15 protein-coding genes are annotated in these 15935 nt (G+C 47.0%); 8 read left to right on the top strand and 7 right to left on the bottom strand.

What is annotated here, in order from left to right:
* Nucleotides 1-57: 57 nt before the first annotated feature.
* Entirely contained in the window at nt 58-969 is a 912-nt protein-coding gene (locus EXW93_RS14715) for an iron-hydroxamate ABC transporter substrate-binding protein (RefSeq protein ID WP_174316691.1), read from the bottom strand.
* A gap of 3 nt (nt 970-972) precedes the next feature.
* Entirely contained in the window at nt 973-1764 is a 792-nt protein-coding gene (locus tag EXW93_RS14710) for an ABC transporter ATP-binding protein (protein WP_029342815.1), read from the bottom strand.
* Between the two features lie 184 nt (nt 1765-1948).
* Between EXW93_RS14710 and EXW93_RS14705 the strand changes: the two genes are divergently transcribed.
* The 4 genes from EXW93_RS14705 to EXW93_RS14690 all read left to right on the top strand — a co-directional run bounded on the left by EXW93_RS14705 (nt 1949) and on the right by EXW93_RS14690 (nt 5266).
* Complete coding sequence (locus EXW93_RS14705; protein ID WP_023469593.1) at nt 1949-3007, top strand: NAD(P)/FAD-dependent oxidoreductase; 1059 nt, start codon at nt 1949-1951, stop codon at nt 3005-3007.
* 179 nt (nt 3008-3186) lie between these two features.
* The gene (locus tag EXW93_RS14700) at nt 3187-4482 is read left to right on the top strand and encodes a cation:dicarboxylate symporter family transporter (RefSeq protein ID WP_023469592.1); all 1296 of its coding nucleotides are present in this window, start codon (nt 3187-3189) and stop codon (nt 4480-4482) included.
* A gap of 181 nt (nt 4483-4663) precedes the next feature.
* Nucleotides 4664-4951 (top strand): hypothetical protein, encoded by a 288-nt coding sequence (locus EXW93_RS14695; protein ID WP_023469591.1) that lies wholly within the window; start codon nt 4664-4666, stop codon nt 4949-4951.
* A gap of 18 nt (nt 4952-4969) precedes the next feature.
* A complete protein-coding gene (locus EXW93_RS14690) occupies nt 4970-5266 on the top strand; it encodes a DUF2089 family protein (RefSeq protein ID WP_023469590.1) in 297 nt (98 codons plus the stop codon).
* Between the two features lie 41 nt (nt 5267-5307).
* On the opposite strand, the gene EXW93_RS14685 is transcribed toward EXW93_RS14690, so the two are convergent.
* Nucleotides 5308-5541 (bottom strand): DUF4305 domain-containing protein, encoded by a 234-nt coding sequence (locus EXW93_RS14685; RefSeq protein WP_023469589.1) that lies wholly within the window; start codon nt 5539-5541, stop codon nt 5308-5310.
* A gap of 21 nt (nt 5542-5562) precedes the next feature.
* Nucleotides 5563-6255, bottom strand: coding sequence for a CPBP family intramembrane glutamic endopeptidase (locus tag EXW93_RS14680; RefSeq protein ID WP_023469588.1), 693 nt, complete (start codon nt 6253-6255; stop codon nt 5563-5565).
* Nucleotides 6256-6475: 220 nt separating this feature from the next.
* Here EXW93_RS14680 and groES point away from each other — a divergent pair, with 220 nt between their 5' ends.
* The 3 genes from groES (at nt 6476) to EXW93_RS14665 (ending at nt 9110) form a co-directional block, all read left to right on the top strand.
* Complete coding sequence (groES, locus tag EXW93_RS14675) at nt 6476-6760, top strand: co-chaperone GroES (protein ID WP_023469587.1); 285 nt, start codon at nt 6476-6478, stop codon at nt 6758-6760.
* 32 nt (nt 6761-6792) lie between these two features.
* A complete protein-coding gene (gene groL, locus EXW93_RS14670) occupies nt 6793-8433 on the top strand; it encodes a chaperonin GroEL (protein ID WP_174316690.1) in 1641 nt (546 codons plus the stop codon).
* Between the two features lie 176 nt (nt 8434-8609).
* On the top strand, nt 8610-9110 hold the full coding sequence (locus tag EXW93_RS14665; protein WP_174316689.1) for a GIY-YIG nuclease family protein: 501 nt from the start codon (nt 8610-8612) through the stop codon (nt 9108-9110).
* Between the two features lie 361 nt (nt 9111-9471).
* Here the strand turns inward: EXW93_RS14665 and EXW93_RS14660 are convergent, their stop codons facing one another.
* Entirely contained in the window at nt 9472-11262 is a 1791-nt protein-coding gene (locus EXW93_RS14660) for an LTA synthase family protein (protein WP_174316688.1), read from the bottom strand.
* Nucleotides 11263-11488: 226 nt separating this feature from the next.
* On the opposite strand from EXW93_RS14660, the gene wrbA reads away from it, so the two are divergent.
* Nucleotides 11489-12091 carry an NAD(P)H:quinone oxidoreductase gene (gene wrbA, locus EXW93_RS14655; protein ID WP_174316687.1) on the top strand — a complete coding sequence of 201 codons (603 nt, stop codon included), beginning with the start codon at nt 11489-11491 and terminating at the stop codon, nt 12089-12091.
* Nucleotides 12092-12152: 61 nt separating this feature from the next.
* Here wrbA and EXW93_RS14650 read toward each other — a convergent pair whose 3' ends face one another.
* Nucleotides 12153-14585 (bottom strand): HAMP domain-containing sensor histidine kinase, encoded by a 2433-nt coding sequence (locus EXW93_RS14650; RefSeq protein ID WP_023469581.1) that lies wholly within the window; start codon nt 14583-14585, stop codon nt 12153-12155.
* A gap of 215 nt (nt 14586-14800) precedes the next feature.
* On the bottom strand, nt 14801-15814 hold the full coding sequence (locus tag EXW93_RS14645; RefSeq protein WP_304465957.1) for a zinc-binding alcohol dehydrogenase family protein: 1014 nt from the start codon (nt 15812-15814) through the stop codon (nt 14801-14803).
* Nucleotides 15815-15935 lie beyond the last annotated feature (121 nt).

Below are 15935 nucleotides of genomic sequence, written 5' to 3'. Positions count from 1 at the left end.
TCAGTGAGTGAGCCGCAAAAAAAAGGGAGGGATCCCGCAGGTTCCCTCCCTTATTTATTATGCGCCAAGGAAACTTTTCTTGAAGAACTCGAGTTGACGTTCGAGTGTGAGCGGATCGTTGAAGTAGAATTCCTTCGAATCGACTTCGAAGACACGATTGTTTTTAACGGCTGGAATGTTCTTGAACGTATCCGTTTTCGTGAATGAGTTGTCCGCTTCCGCACTCTTACTGAAGACGAGGTAGTCGCCTGCATATTCAGGAAGGACTTCCGGTGACAACGCGTAGTAGCCATCTTTTAATGCCATCTTCGTGACTTTATCCGGCATTTTCAATTTCATTTCCTGATAGAGAATCTCTGTTCCACGACCCCAGTTATCGCCGAAGACGTAGAGTTGTTTATCGAAGCTTTCGATGACGGAAACAGTAGCATCTTCACCGATTTTTGCTTTGATGTCTTTACCGGCAGCAGCAGCGCGTGTTTTGAAGTCTTTGACCCAGTCGCGTGCTTCTTGCTCTTTGTTGAGCAATTTACCGATTTCGATGTGTTGCGTCAAGTAGTCGACTTTTCCGTATGTGTACGTGACCGTCGGAGCAATCTTTTTGATTTTATCGAGGTTTTTCGTTGTTGAGTAGCCGATGATCAAGTCTGGTTCGAGTTCGATGATTTTTTCAACGTTCTCTTCCGATACTTCCGTGACATCTTTGAGCTTGTCGAACTTCGGATTCGCTTTTGACCACGAATCGACACCAACGACAGGTACGTCGAGTGCCATGACGTTGCCGGCAAAACCAGCGAGGACGACGACACGTTTTGGATTAGCCGGAACTTTGATGTCACCATTCTCCGATTTGTACGTGATCGTCTCGTTTTTCGACCCAGATGCTGCGTCGTCTTTTTTCTCCGTATTGCCACACGCTGCGATGACGAGCGTGAGAATGAGTAGAACCGGTAAAAGTAGTTTCTTCATGATTCAATCTCCCTTGATTAAGTTGTAGGTGATACACATCGGCTTGTTCGTCCGCGGATCGCGTCCGATTTCAGCATCGATATGGAATACTTCTTGCAAGACGTTTTTTGCGATGACTTCCTCACACGTCCCGGCTTTGACGACTTCGCCGTTTTTCATGGCGATGATATAGTCGGCGAACCGTGCCGCTTGATTCAAATCATGCAGGACCATGACGATCGTCCGTCCTTCGGTCCGGTTGAGATGCTCGAGCAGTTCGAGCACCTCGAGTTGGTGGGCGAGATCAAGATAAGTCGTCGGTTCATCGAGGAAGATGATATCCGTCTCTTGGGCGAGTGCCATTGCAATCCAGACCCGTTGACGTTGACCACCCGACAGCGCATCGACCGGACGGTGTTTGAATGCCATCGTATCCGTTGCTTCGAGTGCCCAATCGATGATTTCGTAATCGTGTTTCGTCAAGCGTCCGAATCCTTTTTGGTACGGAAAACGACCGTATGAGACGAGCTCTGCGACCGTCAGACCACTTGCGCTCTCTGGAGTTTGTGGCAGAATAGCCATTTTCCGGGCAAGTAGCTTCGTACTTTCCTTGGCGATATCGAGACCATCGAGCAATGCACGTCCTGATTGATGAGGAATGATCCGTGTCATCGCTTTCAATAAAGTCGATTTGCCACATCCGTTCGCCCCAATGATCGTCGTGATTTGTCGATCGGGAATTTGGACGGACAAGTCTTTGACGATGGGACGATCACCGTAGCCGATATTGATTTCTTCTGTTGCTAGACGTACCATACGCGACGACTCCTTCGTTGTTCTCTCCGTTTTCAATGATAATGATTATCACTATCGTCTCATTAACCATACCAGTCCTGTAAAAACGCTGTCAACATTTTTTCTTGTGTTCAAGAGATGTTCACGTTATCATGAGGGAGTGAGAATGATAATCAATCGTAATCAAAGATGAGGAGTGAGCGAGATGAGGGAACAGGAGTTGTTCGACGTAACGATCATCGGCGGAGGACCTGCAGGGTTATATTCGACGTTCTATAGTGGTCTTCGGGGCATGAAGACGAAATTGATCGAGTATCAAGCAGAACTCGGAGGAAAATTGCACGTCTATCCGGAAAAGATGATCTGGGACGTCGGCGGACAGCCACCGATCACTGGTGAAAAACTCATGGCTCAACTCGTCGAACAAGGACTGACGTTCCAACCGACTGTTCAATTGAATGAAAAGATCATCTCGATCGCAAAAGACGTCTTCGGCAACTTCGTCTTAGAAGCAGAATCGGGTCGGATCCATTATTCGAAGACGGTCATCGTCGCGGTCGGCGGCGGCATCCTCAATCCACAAAAATTAAAAGTCGAAGGTGCGGAACGCTTTGAAGTGTCGAACTTGAACTATACGGTCAAATCGATTGAACGCTTTAAAGGAAAGACCGTCATCGTCTCAGGTGGTGGGAACTCTGCGATCGACTGGGCGAACGAGCTCGAACCGGTCGCGAAAAAAGTCTACGTCACGTATCGCCGGGATTGTTTCTCGGGGCACGAGGCGCAAGTCGACCAGCTCGTTAAAAGTTCGGCTGTTTGTCTCCTCAACACGACGATTCACAAGCTGATCGCAAGTCCTGATCATCAACGGATCGCATCAGTCGAATTGATCGACTGTCAAACAGAGGAAATCGTTGAGATTCCAATTGATGAAGTCATCATCAATCACGGCTACGAGCAGGACGCGGCACTGCTTGACGCCTGTGATCTCGATATCGCACGGGTCGATGACTTCTATATCGCGGGTAACGCAGCGAGCGAGTCGAGTGTACCGGGACTATATGCTGCCGGAGATATTCTTTCACACGACGGGAAGGTCCATTTGATCTCAGGTGCCTTTCAAGATGCGGCGAATGCCGTCAACCGGGCAAAACGCTTCATTGAGCCGGAAGCGCCAAAAGTGGCGATGGTCTCGTCACATAACGAAGTCTTTAAAAAACGCAATCGTGCGTTGATTGAGGAACGCGTCAATCAACAATCTTGAATAATGTTCAAACGTCCAAAATGCTTGGAAACAAGCGGATTTTGGACGTTTTTTTATACAGAATCTAGTTTTGTACTATAACAGAACGATTTGACAACGTACTGTATTTAGGACAAAATTCTACTTATGTTCCACTACATGTAGGATACAAGTAAGACGGATGTATAAGGAGGAAGAGTATGACAACTACGAAACGTAAGCCAATTGGTCTTGCCTGGCAAATTTTAATCGGCTTGATTCTCGGGATCACAGTCGGTGGTGTATTTTATGGGAATCCCCATGTCGCGGAGTGGCTCAAGCCAATCGGTGACATCTTTATCCGGATGATGAAAATGATTGTCGTTCCGATTGTCTTCACGACGATCGTCCTCGGTGTCTCATCAGTCGGTAGTCCGAAAAGTCTCGGACGTCTTGGCGTCAAAACGCTCGGTTACTTCACGATCGTGACGATGATCGCCATCTTCACGGGGCTGTTCGCAGCCAATCTCGTTGAACCGGGTGCTGGTATTAACATGTCGACACTCGATAAAACGGACATTTCGACATATGTCGAAACGGAAGAGACGACACAAGACGCAGGACTCGTCGACAAGATCGTCAACATCGTCCCGACGAACATCTTGGACGCGATGGTCCGCGGTGACATGCTTGCAATTATTTTCTTCTCGGTCTTATTCGGACTCGGTGTCGGTTTTGCAGGAGAGAAGGGCCAACCGGTCGTTCGTTTCTTTGAAGGCGTCGCAGCAGCGATGTTCAATCTCGTCAATATCGTCATGAAATTTGCGCCGATTGGTGTCTTCGCTTTAATCGGTGTCACGGTCTCGACGTTCGGGATTGAATCGCTCGGTTCATTGTTTAAATTGATTGCGACGTTATACGTCACAGCGCTTCTCTTCATGGTCGTCGTCTTCGGTGCCATCATGAAGTGGGTTGGCATTCGGGTATCTGATTTCACGCGTATCTTTAAGGATGAGCTCTTGCTGACGTATTCGACGGCGTCGTCTGAGACGGTACTGCCACGGATCATGGAAAAACTCGAGAAGATGGGTGTTCCGAAATCAATCGTTAGCTTCGTCGTACCGACGGGTTATTCGTTTAACCTTGATGGATCTGCGCTTTATCAAGCGCTCGCAGCCTTGTTCATCGCACAGATGTACGGGATTGATCTCTCGATTGGAACACAGCTGACGCTTGTCTTCGTCTTAATGCTGACATCAAAAGGGATGGCTGCCGTTCCTGGCGTCTCATTCGTCGTTTTACTCGCAACACTCGGTACGGTCGGTATCCCGGCAGAAGGACTTGCCTTCATCGCGGGGATTGACCGAATCATGGATATGATGCGCTCGGTCGTCAACGTCACAGGAAACACGCTCGCTTCACTCGTCATCGCGAAGTGGGAAGGTGTCCTTGACGAAGACCAACTCGAGACGTTCATGTCGACAGAAGGTAAAAAAGACGACGTCCGCAGTGCCTGATTGTCGTAAATATAAGGAAGGACTGAATCGTCAGTCCTTCTTTTTTTCGTCCTTGAAAATAGATTAAAGTCGATTGTTTTTAAATAAAATCCCTTATTTTTGATTATAGTTAAAATTATGTTGAATATTATTAATTATAAAGTTAATATTATTGATATAATCATAGGGGAGAGGCGATAGGATGGAAACGGTAGGAATCGTCATTGGTATTGTCACAGTCTGTATCGTACAATTTTACTTAGCACGGCGAGGAAGAGTCTGGAGCCTCATCATTCCAGCGATCATCATCGGGCTCGGAATTTACTGGTATTTCGGAACAGGACCACACACGTCGGATCGGGAGTCAGTGATTCGGATGGGAACGTTTGCCTGTTTATCACTCATGATCTCAATGGCCGAGATGGGAGTTAACTCACGTCGCAAGCAACTGAAGCGTGAAAAAGAACGAATGGAGATTCAAGATTTGTAAGAGAAGTGAGGGAACACGATGGAACGACAAGACGTGCCCGCTTGGGTACTGGCACTCGAACAGGAGCATCTCGAGTTCATCCGCAAGTTCGTCTTGAGCTCTGGTTCATTAAAGGATATGGCAACTGCCTATCAAGTATCCTACCCGACCGTCCGGGCGAAGTTGAACCAGTTGATCGAGCGGATTGATTCGGTGCAGCAAGAGGATGTCGAGTTCGTCAATATGATCAAGAACTTGGTCTTAGATGAACGATTGAGTCTCGATGTGGCGAAGACGATCATCGATTCCTACCGCAAGGGTCAAGCGAAAGAATAAACCAAAAAACGAGATTCCCGTCTGACGGAAATCTCGTTTTTTTATTGTTTGTCGTTCTTTTTGTCCTGTTCCTTCTTGATCATCTTCTTTGCTGCTGCGCGGAAGCGGAAAATCAAGTAGAGACGGTAGAAGTCGATCGCGGCAAACAACGTCAGCAGGATCGTCCAGAAGTTAAAGACCGTTCCTGCTTCGACCGAGTTGTTGTAGGCGAGGAACATGAAGAGAATACCGAATATGGCATAGAATACTGCCATGAAGTTCGAGCTTTGACGCATGAAAACACGACCTTTCGTAAATTAAGACATCGCGTAGATGGCGAGTACGACGATTCCGTTGTTAAAGACATGGATGGCGATCGGAGCAATGATCCGGCGCGTCTTGACGAAGACGAGCGAGAAGACAAAACTCATCGCGACATAGATTAAAAATTTGTTGTCTTGGTGAATCAGTCCGAACAAGGCACCCGTCAAGATGAAGCTGAAGAAGAAACCGAGCTTCGAGGAGAGATTCCCGAACAGGATATGCCGGAACAAGAACTCTTCCATGATCGGTCCGAGCAGGACGACCATGACTTGAAGGAGTGGGATGACTTGGATCGCTTGGATGATCTGATCCGTATTTTGCGATTTCGCGACATTCTCGATCCCGCCTGCCATCCAGGCATCGATCAAGTTGACGCTGATCAAGAGCGCATACAGGAGCACGATCCCGATTCCGATCCATTTCAACGTATCCATCGGATCGGTTTGACGTCCCTCTGCCTTCCACTTCTGCCAATCGGGACGCAGGCAGTAGTAGGAGACGATGACGGCGACCGTGAAGCCGATCGCAAGCCACCAACCGGCGACGTCAGCAATGACGTTTTTCGGAAGGAAATACTGGAACGAACCCGGAACCAATTGGACGATCAGATAGATGATGATCGGAATGACGTGACGCTTTTGCCACTTCTCCGCCATCACGAAAGGCAGACTGATTGGATTTTTCATCGTACAGGACACAACTCCTTTGTAATGAAGGTACTGTCCCGATTGTAACAAACAAACGGTCTTGGCGCACGATTGACGATGATTCAAAGGTGTCGATTTCGGGAAAACGGATAAAGGTTCAGGCTTGAATTCAGAAGAGAAAGCGTATAAGATAAAAATATGTTAGCACTCAACTAAAGTGAGTGCTAAAAAACAGTCATTTTCAAGGAGGATGTTTCGCATGTTAAAACCACTTGGTGATCGCATCGTGATCGAAGTCGTTAAAAAAGAAGAAACAACACTCGGAGGAATCGTTCTTCCTGGGTCAGCGAAAGAAAAACCACAAGAGGGTAAAGTCGTCGCTGTCGGTACAGGCCGTGTGACAGAGCAAGGCGTACGTGTACCACTTGAAGTGAGTGTCGGAGATCACGTCATCTATGCACAATATGCCGGTTCAGAGGTCAAAGTCGACGGCAATGAATACTTAATTTTACGCGAAAGCGATATTTTGGCAGTAGCCGAGTAATTCAGTCAATCATCTAAAGGGGGATTTCAGTCATGGCAAAAGACATTTTATTCAGTGAAGAAGCACGTCGAGCAATGCTCCGCGGGGTCGACGCATTAGCGGATGCAGTCAAAGTCACGATCGGACCAAAAGGACGCAACGTCGTCCTCGAGCGGAAGTTCGGTTCACCACTCATCACGAATGATGGTGTGACGATCGCAAAAGAAATCGAACTCGAAGATCATTTCGAGAACATGGGTGCAAAACTCGTTGCAGAAGTTGCCTCAAAAACGAATGAGATCGCAGGGGATGGTACGACAACAGCGACAGTCCTCGCACAAGCGATGATTCGTGAAGGTCTTAAAAACGTTACAGCGGGCGCAAACCCGATGGTCATCCGTAAAGGAATCGAAAAAGCGGTCCGTCGCGCTGTCGAAGAGTTGCACACGATCGCAAAACCAATCGAAGGTAAAGAAGCAATCGCCCAAGTCGCAGCAATCTCAGCAGCAGACGAAGAAGTTGGTCAATTGATTGCAGAAGCAATGGAACGTGTCGGTCAAGATGGTGTCATCACGATCGAAGAATCACGCGGCTTCACGACAGAACTCGACGTCGTCGAAGGCATGCAGTTCGATCGTGGTTACGCGTCACCATACATGATTACGGATTCAGATAAGATGGAAGCGGTCCTTGAGAACCCGTACATCCTCGTCACGGACAAAAAGATCTCGAACATCCAAGAGATTCTTCCAGTCCTCGAGCAAGTCGTTCAACAAAACAAACCACTCCTTATTATCGCAGAAGACGTTGAAGGCGAAGCACTGGCGACACTCGTCGTCAACAAACTCCGTGGTACGTTCAACGCGGTAGCAGTCAAAGCACCAGGCTTTGGTGACCGCCGTAAAGCAATGCTTGAGGACATTTCAATTGTCACAGGCGCAGAATTGATCACAGAAGACCTCGGTCTTGATCTGAAAGAAACACAAATCACGCAACTCGGTCGCGCGTCGAAAGTCGTCGTCTCAAAAGACAACACGACAATCGTCGAAGGTCACGGACACGGGGATTCGATCGAAGCACGTGTCGGTACGATCCGTGCGCAAATCGAAGAGACGACAAGTGACTTCGATCGTGAGAAATTACAAGAGCGTCTGGCGAAACTCGCAGGCGGCGTAGCAGTCGTCAAAGTCGGGGCAGCAACCGAGACAGAACTCAAAGAACGCAAGCTCCGGATTGAAGATGCACTTAACGCGACACGCGCAGCGGTCGAAGAAGGTATCGTAGCAGGTGGGGGAACAGCTCTCATTCACGTTACGAAAGCCGTCGAATCGATTCTGTCGGTCTCAACAGGTGACGAAGCAACAGGTGTCAACATCGTGCTTCGCGCACTTGAAGCACCGCTTCGTCAAATCGCGGAAAACGCAGGTCAAGAAGGTTCGGTCATCGTCGAGCGTCTCAAGCATGAAGCGCCAGGAATGGGCTACAATGCGGCAACAGATGAGTATGTCGACATGATCGAGACAGGAATCGTCGATCCAGCGAAAGTAACGCGTTCAGCACTTCAAAACGCAGCATCCGTTTCAGCGATGTTCTTGACGACGGAAGCTGTCATCGCCGATAAACCAGAACCAGTCGGATCTGCTCCTGCAATGCCTGATATGGGCGGCATGGGTGGAATGGGCGGAATGATGTAAGTAATAAGTTATAAAGCATTTTGTATGTACAAATAAAAACACTTCATCGAATTTCATGTAAAATCGATGAAGTGTTTTATTGTATATTTGAATAATGTTAATAAAATATATTATTATAAGATAAAATGAAATATAGTGCGTATAAATCAATATATTAATAGTGAAGGAGTGGTGATATGGAAGTAATATTTATTTTTTTCGCCTTTTTTTCTGTAATTATAGTTGCTTCGTTAGTTGCTTATAACGATTATAAAATAAGCAAATTAAAAGAGAATATCAGATCTCAAATAAAGGATTTAGCTAATAATACATTAGAAATAACACCAGAAGAATTCTTTCAAATGCGAAATCAAAGTTTTGGGGGAAAAGGTAGAGCATTGTATGCTAACAAATATAATTTTGAAGGTGTGTACATTTTATATAATGTATCTAAAGATTTATATTATATAGGACAAGGTAAGCAAGTATTAAACAGAGTAAATAGTCACTTTACAGGTAAAGGAAACGGTGATGTTTATGCAGATTACAAGTATGGTGATTATTGGACTATCAGAATGATTTCGCTTGAAAATTCTGGTTTTAGAACATTAAATGATTTAGAACGTCATTCTATAGATACATATAATTCTTATGAAAAAGGCTATAATAAAACACGTGGCAATAAATCAAATGCTTAAAACTATACATGTACAAACAACTAATTCAGTTAGATGAATATACCTTCATTTTATTGATTAGATAATGCAAATATTATAACTTTTTTCTCGAAATGATCAGTATAAAATCAAGAATATTTATACTCTATATCTTTTTCAGATTTCTGATCAATCGATTTCTGAACTATTTAATTAAAATATTTAAGTGAATAAAAATGTCTTATTTAAGAAATGGAGTAATTGCTACAGGAAAAATGTTGCTTGTTAGTGAGCGATTTGAAAAAGTATAAGAAAAGATAAATATAGACAAACAAGCCTGACCTTCTTCACGTCTAGTGAGAAGTCAGGCTTGTTTATTTTAAGAAAATCAGATGTCCTTTGATTACTCCAGTTCATTCTCCTCAATAATCTTATCCGACAGCTTTAACTGCTTACTCACATCCTTCACTTGATTTCGACAGAACTTCAACTCAACTTTCTTTTCCGTTGAGACGTCATAACAGGTGCCTTCACCGGATGCTTTCGTCAAATCCGCTTCATAATAATAGTCCTGATAGCGGAACGAACCATCGCGGAAGCCCGTCAAATTCGGTTTGTCGTCGACGAGTGATTGTCCCATCATATAGGACGTTTTGAGATTCAATAAGTCAATGATCGTTGGTGCGATATCGATCTGTCCGCCATTCTCTTTCATGACCCGACCGGTTTGTTGGTCGGGTTTTTTGATGAAGAGTGGGATGCGGCGCTCGAGCTCAAAGGCAGCAACCGGGGACGAGACATCCGCTTTTTTGCGCATCTCGCTGTCTTCATTGACAAGTCCACTATCGTGATCGCCATAAAAGATGACGAGAGACTGATCCCAAAGATCGCGTTGTTTCAACTCGTCGATCATCTTTCCGACACCGGTATCGACGTAATGGACGGTCTGATAATACCGTTTCAGCATTGAATCCTCATAACCAGATAGATCAAGCGTCTGGTCTTCCTTGTCGATTTCATACGGTGTATGACTCGTCAGCGCGACTAAAAACGAGAAGAACGGTTCTTGCAACGTCTCCATGTGATCAATCGATTCGAGGAAGAACTGTTGATCGTTCAGTGCCATGCCGATTTTCTTCTCTTTTGAATAATCCTTTTGGCTGAAGAAGTGCTTAAAACCGATGTTCTTGTAGACATCGTCACGATTCCAAAAACCTTTTTCGTAAGCATGCATCGCTGCCGTATCGTATCCATTTTTCTCAAGTAATGCAGGGAGCGGCTCGAATTCATTCGTCGGATATTGCGTATAGACAGAGCCTGATTTCAATGGATAAAGTGAGGTGTTCGTGATGAACTCAGCGTCCGAAGTTCGTCCTTCATGCGTCTGGTGATAGAGCGACGAGAAGTAGAGCGATTCCTTCTTCAATTGATTTAGGTTCGGCGTCACTTCTTCACCGTTGATGGTTTGGTCGATGACTGAAGCCTGGAATGACTCGAGCTGTACCAAAATGATATTCGGTGTCTGCTTCGGGCCTGTTGGATTCGTCTGTTGCTTTTGATTGATGCGCTGTTGTTCCTGTGCCGTCAGTCCGTCGCCGGGTCGTCCGGTCACACCTTTAAACACATCCCACCCGTGATAACCCCAAAAGCCGAACAGGTAATAGTCACGCATATCGGAGATTGTTGCCGTTGGTTGACGATCTTCCGTAAGCGTCCGGTACGTCAGCAGTGAAGCAGACAAGACGATCCCACTGACTGCAAGGATTCCAGCCGTCCGGCGTCGTGTTTGCTTCGTCGTCACTTCCGGTCGCTTGCGGAAGACGAAAAGCAGTAGTACGAAAATCAAACTATCAGCGAACAAGAGGAAATCTTGCCGTACGATCAAGGCAGTGAAGCCGCTGCTGACGTCACTCATCTGTGTCATCTGTGAGAGGAGCGAGACGGAAAGAAAGTCCTCGAAGTAACGGTAGTACCACATGTCGGAAGCGAGCAGAAAACTGTGCGCGAGCAGTAGACCGAGCCAGACCCAGCGGCGTTTATTCCACGGAATCAGTAACGTCCAGCTCGACAGGATCAGCATCCCGGCCAGGTTCATGAGTGTTAAATGGAGCGAAAGATCGGTCTTTGTAAAGTAACTAAACAGCATGAACTTCAGCATGCCGAGTAACAGATAAAGGATGTAGCGAATCGCCATGGTCAGTACTCCTTACGTGTGTCGTCACACGGTCTTTACCCTAAACGTTTAATGGTGGAACGCCCAGATGTGGACAGTCATGTTCGCTCGTTCCATGATGTAGTCGGAAAATTGGTCTATATTTCCTCTTGAATTCAAACAATTGACGTTAATTTGCGTAGAAAGCGGGAATAGAAAGCGTGTACGTCCATCGTCCGTCACTGTCTTTTAAAAAAGGAGCGAAGTCATGTCAAACGTGAAACTAGCGGTCATCTATTACAGCGCAACCGGAACGAACCATCAACTTGCCTCGTGGGCAAAAGAAGCGGGAGAAGCGGCAGGGGCGGAAGTCCGCTTTGCGAAAATCAAGGAGACAGCCCCAGCAGAAGCGATTGCTTCGAACCCATTGTGGCAAAAGCATGCGGATGCCACACGTGATATCGAAGAAGCGACACCGGATCTACTCGACTGGGCAGATGCGATTATCTTTAGCGTCCCGACACGTTACGGTCATGTCCCAGGACAATTCCAACAGTTCCTCGACACGACAGGCGGACTGTGGGCACAAGGCAAACTCGTTAATAAAGTCGTCAGTGCGATGTCGTCGGCACAGAATCCGCATGGCGGTCAGGAAGCGACTGTTCTCGCAGTTTATACGACGATGTTCCACTGGGGTGCAATCGTTGCAGCACCAGGTTATTCGGATCCTGTCTTGTTCGCAGCGGGCGGAAATCCATATGGTACATCGGTCACTGTCGACCAAGACGGCAACATGGTCGAATCGGTCGAACCAGCCGTGCGCCATCAAGCGAAACGGACGGTTGAAGTGGCAAGCCGTCTCAACTCATAACATTACCTAATTCAAAAAGCGCCGGAATGCTGATTCGCATTCTGGCGCTTTTTCATATGCATCATGTATTTTGCGTCAACGGAAGTTCGACTGTGAACGTCGAACCTTGTCCTTCGATCGACTCGACATGGATTTCTCCATCATGCCCACGCGCAATTTCGCGACAGATTGAGAGCCCAAGACCAGTACCGCCGATTTGACGGGTGTCCGAATTGTCGACACGATAGAATTTTTGGAACAAGTTACTCATCGCAGAAGCAGGAATCCCGATACCCTCATCTTGAATCGCGACGGTGACACGTGACGCGTGTCGCGTCAGTTGGATATCGATCGTTCCACCAGCTGGTGAGTATTTGATCGCATTGTTGATCAGGTTACTGAACAATTGGCGAATCTTCTTCGCATCCCCTTCGACGATCAGCGGTTCGACGTTTCGGAATATTTCAATCGCGTGGGAAGACGACGACAGGCTATGCAACTGTTTCAAATCCCGAATCATCGCGACGATATCAAACGGTGCCATCTCATATTCCTGACGGTTTGCTTCCATCCGTTGCAGGTCGAGGAAGTCATTGATCAACAGCGAAAGACGTTCTGTTTCCGAATGGACCGCTTCGAGATACTTCTTCTGTCGCTTCGGTGGCAGGTCACGCTGAATCATCAGCTCAGTAAAGCCATAGATCGACGAGAGTGGTGTCCGCAGTTCGTGCGAGATCGTCGAGACGAGTTCGTTTTTGATCCGGTCAATCTCGACTTCGTTCGTCACGTCACGTAAGACGAGTAGAATCCCGCGGAACTGTCCACCATAATGAATGCTCTCGGAATACGTCTTGATGAAGCGTCGCTCGTGATCGATTGAGAAGGTGATTCCTTCACCGATTTCACGCTGAACGAACGTCTTTTTCAAGTAACGTTCGAATTCCGGTAGTTGGTCGACGCGATGCTTAAGTTGGACGACAGACGGAGTGATGTTCATCAGTCCGTTCTCATCGATACTGTCATCAACCGGATGGTCAAACAGATCGAGCAATGGTCGGTTGATCAATTGAATATCGCCTTCGGGTTCGATATAGACGATCGATTCACGAATCGAGTTCAATAGTCGCGCCGTTTTTTCCCGCTCACGTTCAATCTCGTCGAACGTCCGCATCCGCAAGAGTGACAATGCCAGCTGGCGCGCGAAGGCGGCTAGTTCTTCCTGCTCGTAACGATCAAACCGATCCTGATCGCGGGACAAGAAGATATAGGCGATGATCTCATTTTGACTCGGGTCAAGAACCGGTGTGACAGCGCGTGCGACTTCGTCCTCGAATTGTGTATGCGGTCGTTTATCTTGTCGCGATTCACGCAATAACGGCTCAATCGTTGGCATCCAATCCTCGACTGTGAGCGGTGTCTGTGGATAAAAGACGATATCGATGACTTTTGTTCCTTCTTTAAAGATCAGTGCGCCTTGATCAGACTGCGTGATCTCAACCATCTTTTGGATGACAGAAGGATAAGCGCTGATGCTATCGCGCGACGCCAGTGTCTCCGTCAATTGATTCCGTAGACGCAAGTGGGACTCGTTCCGTTGCGTCAGTTTTAAGGCATCTTCGAGATTGACGTTCGTTGACATCAATTGATGTTTGTTTTCAATCAAAGCTGTCGCCATCTGATGGAACGATTTACTCAATTCACCAATCTCGTCAGCACGGTTGAGTGGAATCAACGGTAACGTATGCTCACCGCTTGCAAGAAGTTTACTCTCCTTGCTAAGAAGATGGATCTGTCGCGTCGTCCGTTCGATGAACGGGCGGACGATCAGCAAGATAACAAGGAATAGGACGAGCAGATTGACGAGCCAAATCCACTCAGCGTACTTTGTCTGGGTGACGAGTTGTTCTTTTGCACCGAGTTCTTTCGCACGGAGACTACTCCGATAGTTTGTGAATGTGCTCTCCATCGTGTTGACGCTTTTACGCATCGTCTCACTATTCGAGGCATTCATTTTGAATTTCCGGTTCGGGTCCCGTGGTACTTGTGGCATCATCGCCTTCAGACTTGGCATCTGCAAGAAACGTTCGTCGATCGTGCCTGACTGCTTCGCTTGAACATATTTAATCAAGCTTGGCATGACGAAGTTCGTATACGAGTTATAGAGCGACCGGATATCAGACGCATAGATTTGATCCGCTTTGTAGAGACGATTTTTCTCAAACCAAGCGGTCTGTTGTTCAAGTGAGGCTTTTTTTTCATCAATCACGTCGAGCACGGCATCGTCACCGAAGACGATATAGCCCCGCATCTCGTATTGAAGGGACTGCCAATCGTCCCAAAGTTTCGTCGCTCGATCTTCACGTAAGCTGATCGCATCGAGCTCCTGTTTCGCATCCGTGACTTGGTGGTTCGTGTAAAAATAAGCAGCCAGGGAAGAGATCGATAGTGTGATAAGAATGAGATAAAACGACGACATGATCTGTCGGCTGATCTTTTGATTGAACCATTTTCGCATATGGATTATGGATGCTCCTTTGTCTATGTGTATCAAGCGTCGATTAGATGTATTACATTGGAATATTTGTTACCGTAATCGTACATTTTTTAGACGAATAAATATAGTCATAATGCTTAAATTATCTTCAAAGTAAGAGATTCAGGTTCACAAAGAAAACAAAGAACGATAAAAAAGCAGAACGGGATTTTACTCCCATCCTGCTCCGATGCCCATTAATGATGTTCGACGACAATCTTCCCAATCGTTTTTCCGCTTTCGACAAGACGATGTGCTTCTTTTAGGTTGTCGGCATTCATGCCGATTAGCGTCTGTGTGACCGTCGTCTCGAGCGTATGCTCTTCGATCCATGCTGCGACTTGCGTCAGAATCTCATGTTGGCGGATCATGTCCTCTGTCGCAAACAGCGGACGCGTGAACATGAACTCCCAAACGAACGTCGCACTCTTTTGTTGGAGCGCACTCAAATCGAGTTTTTGATCCGTCTCGACGATGCTACAGATTTTCCCTTGCGGTGCAATTACATCGACCATCGTCTCAAAATGTTGGTCCGTCGCATTGAGACAGAAGATATAGTCGACGTATTTGTAGCCGAGGGCTTCCAGCTGAGGACGGAATGCCTCGTGGTGATTGATCGTATGATGTGCACCGTGTTCCTTCGCCCAATCAATCGTCTCGTCACGCGACGCCGTTCCGATGACGGTCAGCCCAGCGTGATTCGCGAGTTGTGTCGCGATTGAACCGACACCACCAGCAGCTCCAATGATGAGAATCGTCTTCTCGAGATTCGACTTAGCGTCAAACGTCAATCCGAGACGATCGGTCAATGCTTCATAAGCTGTCAGCGTCGTCAACGGGAGAGCAGCGGCTTCACTGAACGTCAACCGTTCCGGCTTTTTGGCGACGATCCGTTCATCAACGAGTTGGAAGTCACTGTTTGACCCAGGGCGCTGAATCGCACCGGCATAATAGACTTCATCACCGACTTGGAAGAGGGAGGCATCATCGCCGACTTCAATGACGACTCCGGCTGCATCGTAACCGATGACCTTCGGGGCGTCTTCGTCTTTCCCGTGAGCACGGACTTTCGTATCGACCGGGTTAACTGATACGGCTTTGATCTCAACCAATAAATCGTGTCCGGTTGCTTCCGGGCGTGGCAGTTCTAAATCAATCAGACTCTCTTGTTCCGTTAGTGGTAAGTGTCGGTGGAAACCGACAGCGGACATATTCGACATCGACAATCATCCTTTCCAGATAGGAATCGTTTCTCTCCATCTGTTCCACCCCCGCTCGGTCTTAAAACCAATTGCGAAACTTTGAAAACCGATTCCCCTTCTGTCGTCAACG

It is taken from the genome of Exiguobacterium sp. JMULE1 (assembly GCF_013337175.1).
GTDB lineage: Bacteria > Bacillota > Bacilli > Exiguobacteriales > Exiguobacteriaceae > Exiguobacterium_A > Exiguobacterium_A indicum.
Note: the sequence above shows the minus strand (reverse complement) of the source record. Positions and strands in the feature narration are given on the sequence as shown.

What these genes read in the sequence shown, in the direction of transcription:
- EXW93_RS14715 (WP_174316691.1), bottom strand. Translation starts at nt 969, where the DNA reads ATGAAGAAACTACTTTTACCGGTTCTACTCATTCTCACGCTCGTCATC.
- EXW93_RS14710 (WP_029342815.1), bottom strand. Translation starts at nt 1,764, where the DNA reads ATGGTACGTCTAGCAACAGAAGAAATCAATATCGGCTACGGTGATCGT.
- EXW93_RS14705 (WP_023469593.1), top strand. Translation starts at nt 1,949, where the DNA reads ATGAGGGAACAGGAGTTGTTCGACGTAACGATCATCGGCGGAGGACCT.
- EXW93_RS14700 (WP_023469592.1), top strand. Translation starts at nt 3,187, where the DNA reads ATGACAACTACGAAACGTAAGCCAATTGGTCTTGCCTGGCAAATTTTA.
- EXW93_RS14695 (WP_023469591.1), top strand. Translation starts at nt 4,664, where the DNA reads ATGGAAACGGTAGGAATCGTCATTGGTATTGTCACAGTCTGTATCGTA.
- EXW93_RS14690 (WP_023469590.1), top strand. Translation starts at nt 4,970, where the DNA reads ATGGAACGACAAGACGTGCCCGCTTGGGTACTGGCACTCGAACAGGAG.
- EXW93_RS14685 (WP_023469589.1), bottom strand. Translation starts at nt 5,541, where the DNA reads ATGCGTCAAAGCTCGAACTTCATGGCAGTATTCTATGCCATATTCGGT.
- EXW93_RS14680 (WP_023469588.1), bottom strand. Translation starts at nt 6,255, where the DNA reads ATGAAAAATCCAATCAGTCTGCCTTTCGTGATGGCGGAGAAGTGGCAA.
- groES (WP_023469587.1), top strand. Translation starts at nt 6,476, where the DNA reads ATGTTAAAACCACTTGGTGATCGCATCGTGATCGAAGTCGTTAAAAAA.
- groL (WP_174316690.1), top strand. Translation starts at nt 6,793, where the DNA reads ATGGCAAAAGACATTTTATTCAGTGAAGAAGCACGTCGAGCAATGCTC.
- EXW93_RS14665 (WP_174316689.1), top strand. Translation starts at nt 8,610, where the DNA reads ATGGAAGTAATATTTATTTTTTTCGCCTTTTTTTCTGTAATTATAGTT.
- EXW93_RS14660 (WP_174316688.1), bottom strand. Translation starts at nt 11,262, where the DNA reads ATGGCGATTCGCTACATCCTTTATCTGTTACTCGGCATGCTGAAGTTC.
- wrbA (WP_174316687.1), top strand. Translation starts at nt 11,489, where the DNA reads ATGTCAAACGTGAAACTAGCGGTCATCTATTACAGCGCAACCGGAACG.
- EXW93_RS14650 (WP_023469581.1), bottom strand. Translation starts at nt 14,585, where the DNA reads ATGCGAAAATGGTTCAATCAAAAGATCAGCCGACAGATCATGTCGTCG.
- EXW93_RS14645 (WP_304465957.1), bottom strand. Translation starts at nt 15,814, where the DNA reads ATGTCCGCTGTCGGTTTCCACCGACACTTACCACTAACGGAACAAGAG.